The following is a 5,762-nucleotide window of genomic DNA, read 5'->3' on the forward strand; positions in this document are numbered from 1 at the left end:
CCCGCCGACGTGCCCGGCACGATCGTGGTGGCCAGCGGCCGGGACGTGACCGGCAAGAACGGCATCCGCCAACAGCTCATCGACGCCTGGAACCTGCGGCAGGGGAAGCAGAACCCCGCCTACCGGGCCCAGCTGGTGGAGCTGCCCGGCTCGGCCGACGAGCAGCGCAGCCAGCTGCTGGGCGCCCTGCAGTCGGGCAGCGCCGACTACGACGTGGTCAACCTGGACGTGACCTGGGTGCCGGAGTTCGCCGAGGCGGGGCTGATCGGACCGCTGCCCGACCGGGCGGTCGACGACGACGTCATCGCGTCGGTGGCCGGCACGGCCCGCTGGAAGGACCGGGTCTACGCGGTGCCGTTCAACAGCGACGTGGGGCTGCTCTACTACCGGCGCGACCACCTGCGCACGGCGAGCGTGCAGCGCACCGACCTCGGCACCGACGTCACCTGGCAGCAGCTGCGCGAGTTCCGCGACATCCTGGACGGCAACCGGCCCAAGGGGTACGAGAAGCTGTGGACCACGCAGCTCGCCGCCTACGAGGGCCGTACGGTCAACGCCGTCGAGGCCTTCGCCTCGGCGACGAAGGACTTCGCGCTCACCGACGCCTCCGGCCGCTACACCGCCGATCTGCGGGAGCTGACCGACGGCATCGCCGAGCTGCGCCGCCGCACCGACACGCCGTACATCCTGGGCAGCGCCGTGAACTCCGACGAGGGCGCCTCGCTCAGCGACTTCGCAGACGGCCGCACGGCCTTCCTACGGCACTGGCCGTACGCCTACGGCACGCTCCACCAGACCTTCACCGACCAGCAGCTCGGTGTGGCCCCGCTGCCCGGCCGGGCGGTGCTCGGCGGGCAGAACCTGGCGGTCACCCGGTCCTCCCAGCGGGCCCGGAAGGCGGCCGAGCTGATCACCTTCCTGACCAGCGCCGAGAGCGAACGCTGCCTGCTGGACGCGGGGTTCGCCGCGACGCGCACGTCGGCGTACGTGGACGACCGGGTCCGGTGCGCGGTGGCGCCCGCCCCCGGGGCGGCGCCGTCGGCGTCGCCCACCGGTGAGCGCACCGATCACATGCCCCGGGACGCGGCCGGCCGGCCCGGCTACGCCCGCGCCGTCCTGCTCCCCGCCCTGCGGCGGGCGGTCTCCCGTCCCCGCACCCCGCTCTACGGGGCCTTCACCCAGACCTTCACCGCGGAACTGGGCGCCCTGCTCACCGGTGACCCGCCCGGCGACGCGGAGCTGGCCCGCCGACTGGACGAGGCACTGCGGCGGGCACTGCCGGACTGAGCCGGACCGAGCCGGACCGAGCCGGACCGAGCCGGACCGAGCAGGAAGGGCATGACTGGCGAACCGGCGGAACTAGCGGCTCTGGGCGACCTGTTGGGCCGGTACCGGGTCGGACGCCTTCGCCGGACCCGCGTTGGCCGCCGCGACGAGGGCGGCCACGGCTATGACGGCTGCGCCGAATCCTCTGACGAAACGTGCGGAGATGAGTCCGAGTCCTTGGCGCGCGACAGTGCGTCCGAGCACGGCAACCGACCTCGCAACGACAGTGATGGATTAAGCACGTTTAACGCGCTCTCCAAACTAGGGGGTCGGACGGCCCAACGGAAAGAGTGACAGGGCGAGTTGGGGCCTCATGGGCGGAAGGTCCGGTGCTGATTTCCGGTCAGTGCGCACCGTTTGCCGCAAGCCGCCTGCTGGCATGATGAACCGCATGGCGAAACGGGACGACCCGGAGACCATCGGGCGCAGGGTGCAGCGGTTGCGACGCGAACGGGGTCTGACTCAAAGGCAGTTGGCTGAGCCGGCGTACACCCCCGCCTACATCTCCACGCTCGAGGCGGGCCGGGTCCGGGCCTCCGACGAGGCGCTGAGGCACGTCGCCGAGCGGCTCGGGGTCACCTTCGAGGAGCTCGCCACCGGCCGCCCCGCCCACCTCGCCACCGACCTGCGGCTCAGGCTGACCGAGGCGCAGCGCACGCTCGCCACCGGGGAGGCCGGGAAAGCGGCCGAGCAGTACGCCCGGCTGCTGGCCGAGGCCGAGGAGCACGAGCTCACCGACGTCAGGGCCGAGGCCCTGCTCGGGCTCGGCGAGTGCGCCCTGGAGACCGGCGAGCTGGCGAGCGGCCGGCAGTTCTTCGAGCGGTCCGAGCAGGCCCTCGCCGAGGCGCCGCTGCCCGCCCGGGTGCCCGCGCTGCGCGGCCGGGCCGTCTCCCACTACCTGGCGGGCGAGCTGCGGTACGCCGTCTACCTGTTCGAGACCACCCTCGACGAGCTCAACCGGGGCGGGCTGCACGACCCGGACGCGCTGCTCCTGCTGTACGCGAGCGTCATCGGGCCGTACATGGACATGGGGGCGCACGCGCGGGCGGCCCAGGCGGCCGAGTTCGCCCTCGCGCTCGCCCCGCAGGCGGGCGATCCGGCGCTGGTGGCCCGGATGCACCGGTCGGTGGCCCGCACCCTGCTCGCCGAGGGGCGCATCGCCGAGGCCGACGCCTCGCTCGCCAAGGCGGCCGAGCTCTACCGGCACCTGCAGCTGCGCACCGAACTCGCCAACTGCCACTGGATGCGCGGCTACGTCTGCGCGCAGAACGGCGAACTCCAGCGGGCGGAGGAGGAGTTGCGGGCCGCGCAGGTCATGCTGTCCGCCCGGCGCGCCGCGCTCTACACCAGCCAGGTCGCGGTCGAGCTGGCCGACGTCCTGCACCGGCGCGGCAAGTCTGAGGAGGCCGCCGGGCTGCTCCGGCAGGTCCTCGGGGACCTCTCCTCCGAACGGGGCGCCGTCCACGCCGCCGCCGCGCACCGGCTGCTCGGCATCATCGCCGAGGACGCCCGCGACACGGAGGCCGCCGAGGAGCACTACGTGCGCGCGCTGAGCCTGCTGGAGCGCGCGGGCGCGGCCGGTGACCTCGCCGACCTGTGCCGCCTCCTGGGCGACCTGCTCCGCCGCACCGGCCGCGTGGAGGCGGCCCTGGACGCCTACCGCACGGGCCTCGGCCACCGCACGGCCCCCGGCACGACCACCCTGGGCCCGGCCCCGGCCCAGCCGCCGCTGTGACGGCGGGCGGGCGCCCCGCGGCACCGTGGGTTTCCGCGGGGAGGGGGGCGGGTACCCGGGGGGTCGGCCTGGGCAGGTGGACCCGCGGTGGGGTGTCTCCTCGTTCAGCGCGTGTGCGTCTGTTCCCGGGAACCGTGGACGGCAGGGGCCGCGCCGATGTGGTGAGGAGGCGGTGGTCGTGCAGCCCAGGGACGACCGCTTCCAGGACGACCGCCCGCAGGACGACCGCCCCCAGGGGTACGGGACCGGGTCGGCGCCGGAGCGGGACCGCGTGCGCGACCCGGTGAACGCCGCCGACGCGATCGCCGAGGGCGTCAGGGGCATGGCGCCCGCCGGGATCCCGCACCGGCTGTGCGTGGTCGCGGTCGAGCTGCTGCCGGTGACCGGCGCCAGCGTCTCGCTGCGCGGCAACGGCATGCCCGTACGGATGAGCGCCAGCGACGACGCGGCCGCCCGGGTGGCCGAGATCCAGGCCACCCTGGGCGACGGGCCGTCGCTGCACGCCGCGGAGACCGGCGCGCCCGTACTGGCCTCCGACCTGACCACGGGCCGCGACGCCCGGCGCTGGCCGGTGTTCGCCCAGCAGGCGGCCGAGTCCGGTGTACAGGCGGTGTACTCCCTCCCGCTCGGCAGCGGCGCCGTCTGCGTGGGCACGTTCGATCTGTACGGCGACATCCCGCACGAGCTCACCGAGCCGGAGCTGCACACCGCCCGGCTCGTGGCCGGTGTGATGACACTGGCCCTGATGTCCTTGTCCCACGAGGAGGGCGAGGAGGGCGAGGAGGGCGAGGGGGGAGTGGGGGAGGAATCCTGGCTGAGCGGTCTCGCCACGGCCCAGGACGAGACCTACCAGGCCATCGGCATGATCATGGCCCAGCTCGGGATCGGCGCCGAGGAGGCCCTGGCGCGGCTGCGCGCCTCCGCCTTCGCCCAGGGCCGTACGGCACTCGACGTGGCACACGAGGTGATCACGTACCGGAAGAGGTTCGACCGCGACTAGGTGTGGGTGCGTTCGGGCGTGACGGCCGAACTCCTCTCGAAAACAAGGCGGTTGCAGGCGTGTCCGCGGCCCGGACACGGCACGGGTGTCCCGGACCGGCCGCCGCCCGGACGAGATGGCCGTCCTCGCCCGCGCCGATCCCTCAGGCCTGGACCCGTTCCTGGTGGTGGACCGTTGTGAGGCGGTCCGTGCCCAGGAGGAGGGACTCGGCGGTGGTGTCCTCCGGCGGGGTGCCGAGGGCGCCGGTGGTGAGGACGATGGCGTCGTCGCCGAGGCGTACGGCGGCCACGTCGAGGGTGAGGGTGGCGGAGTCGTCGGTGAACGTCACGCGCAGGCCCTGGCGGGCGTCGCCGACGTCCGGGAGGGCGAGGCCCGTGACCCGTACGTCCCGGACGCCGGACGGGGTGGTCGTCGCCGTGAAACCGGGGCAGGTCCGCGGCAGGGAGCCGAGCCAGGCCAGGGCGCGGTCCACGTCCGCCGCGCGGAGTGCGAGCACCTGGTAACGGAGCTGGGCCTCGTCGTCGCCGTTGTCGAAGGCGGCGACCGCGTGCGCTCCGGAGGGGGCGCCGAGCGGTTCGTCGGCGTAGAGGGCGTCCAGCAGGCGCTGACAGTCGGGCGTCTCGGTCCGCGCCTTGAGCACGCCGTCCCGCCAGGTCGCCGCCCCCTGGGTCGGGGCCCACACCGGACCCAGGTCGGCCTCGGTGAGCAGCGCCTTCTGCGCCTGCTCCTGGGTGAGCGCGGCGGTCGGAGGCACGGAGGCCGGGGCGGCCGGGCGGGCCACCGACGGGGAGGCGGGGACCTCGGCGGCCCGGCCGGACCGCCCGGAGGTGCAGGCCGCCGCGGTCAGCAGGGTCACCGCGGCCAGGACCGAGACGGGCAGGACACGGGCCGGGGGACGGAACATGCGGGGCCTCCACAGGGGCGAGTGCTGTTCTCCCACCGCACCACCCGGCCACCCCGCCCACCAGCGCGCCGGTCCGTCCGGGTGAGCGGCGTCCGGGTGAGCGGCGGGAAAACCGTTCACGCGGACGCGCACCCCGCTGTCGGCGTCCCGCCCCCGGCCCGCACCGCATCGGCGCCGACGGCGCGGAGCACCGGTCCGTCATGGTGCACCGCGGCGTCATCGGCAGCGTGGAACGCGCGGTCGCGCACCTTCCCGAGGCGCACGACGGCACCCCTCCCGGCCTGGCCGGTGGTGCTGCCGGCCGCCGGGGCACGGACGGGGCGAGCGGACGCCCCGGTACGGCGGGCGCGGGCGTGCGGACCGCGGGCCGAGCCCGCCGGGCCGGAGCACGGCAGCCCGGGCGCCCGGACCAGGGCGGCGCGGCTCGTGCCGCACCAGGCGGTGGCCGGGGAGTGGAAAGCCGGAGGCGACCTGGCCGCCGTACGGCTGCGGGACGGGCGCCGCCCGGGTGCCGTGTCCGCGGAGGGAACGCCGCGGCGGATCACCGAGCAGGCGGCCGCGCGCGGCGGCGGGCCGTGGGAGTGACGATGGGGGTGGGTCCGGTCCGGCGGAAGGAGTCCTCGTGACCTCTCGGCCCATCCCCGTGGTCATCGACTGCGACACCGGCGTCGACGACGCCCTCGCCCTGCTGTTCGCCGTCCGCCACCCGGGCCTCGACCTGCGCGCGGTCGGCTGTGTCGCCGGGAACACGGACGTGGACCAGGTGGTGCGGAACACGCTGACCGTCCTGGAACAGG

The 5,762-nt window shown here is 75.1% G+C and carries 6 protein-coding genes; 5 read left to right on the forward strand and 1 reads right to left on the reverse strand.

Annotated features, from left to right (window positions below; genetic code table 11):
- From RH94_RS26930 to RH94_RS26940, 3 genes are all read left to right on the forward strand, one after another.
- Nucleotides 1-1,287: extracellular solute-binding protein (locus RH94_RS26930; protein WP_073950758.1), on the forward strand; the 1,287-nt coding region annotated here is incomplete at its 5' end.
- Nucleotides 1,288-1,717: 430 nt separating this feature from the next.
- Entirely contained in the window at nt 1,718-3,061 is a 1,344-nt protein-coding gene (locus RH94_RS26935; protein ID WP_073950759.1) for a helix-turn-helix domain-containing protein, read from the forward strand.
- A gap of 172 nt (nt 3,062-3,233) precedes the next feature.
- A complete protein-coding gene (locus RH94_RS26940; protein ID WP_407697361.1) occupies nt 3,234-4,061 on the forward strand; it encodes a GAF and ANTAR domain-containing protein in 828 nt (275 codons plus the stop codon).
- A 142-nt stretch (nt 4,062-4,203) separates the two neighbouring features.
- Here the strand turns inward: RH94_RS26940 and RH94_RS26945 are convergent, their stop codons facing one another.
- Nucleotides 4,204-4,965 carry a hypothetical protein gene (locus tag RH94_RS26945; RefSeq protein WP_073950760.1) on the reverse strand — a complete coding sequence of 254 codons (762 nt, stop codon included), beginning with the start codon at nt 4,963-4,965 and terminating at the stop codon, nt 4,204-4,206.
- 426 nt (nt 4,966-5,391) lie between these two features.
- Between RH94_RS26945 and RH94_RS46785 the strand changes: the two genes are divergently transcribed.
- Nucleotides 5,392-5,550, forward strand: coding sequence for a hypothetical protein (locus tag RH94_RS46785; RefSeq protein WP_199881069.1), 159 nt, complete (start codon nt 5,392-5,394; stop codon nt 5,548-5,550).
- 37 nt (nt 5,551-5,587) lie between these two features.
- The coding region (locus RH94_RS44735) for a nucleoside hydrolase (protein ID WP_234426076.1) at nt 5,588-5,762 on the forward strand (175 nt) is incomplete at its 3' end.

Origin of the sequence: Streptomyces kebangsaanensis (assembly GCF_001906585.1) — a bacterium.
In the GTDB taxonomy this organism is placed as follows: Bacteria; Actinomycetota; Actinomycetes; order Streptomycetales; family Streptomycetaceae; genus Streptomyces; species Streptomyces kebangsaanensis.

What these genes read in the sequence shown, in the direction of transcription:
- RH94_RS26935 (WP_073950759.1), top strand. Translation starts at nt 1,718, where the DNA reads ATGGCGAAACGGGACGACCCGGAGACCATCGGGCGCAGGGTGCAGCGG.
- RH94_RS26945 (WP_073950760.1), bottom strand. Translation starts at nt 4,965, where the DNA reads ATGTTCCGTCCCCCGGCCCGTGTCCTGCCCGTCTCGGTCCTGGCCGCG.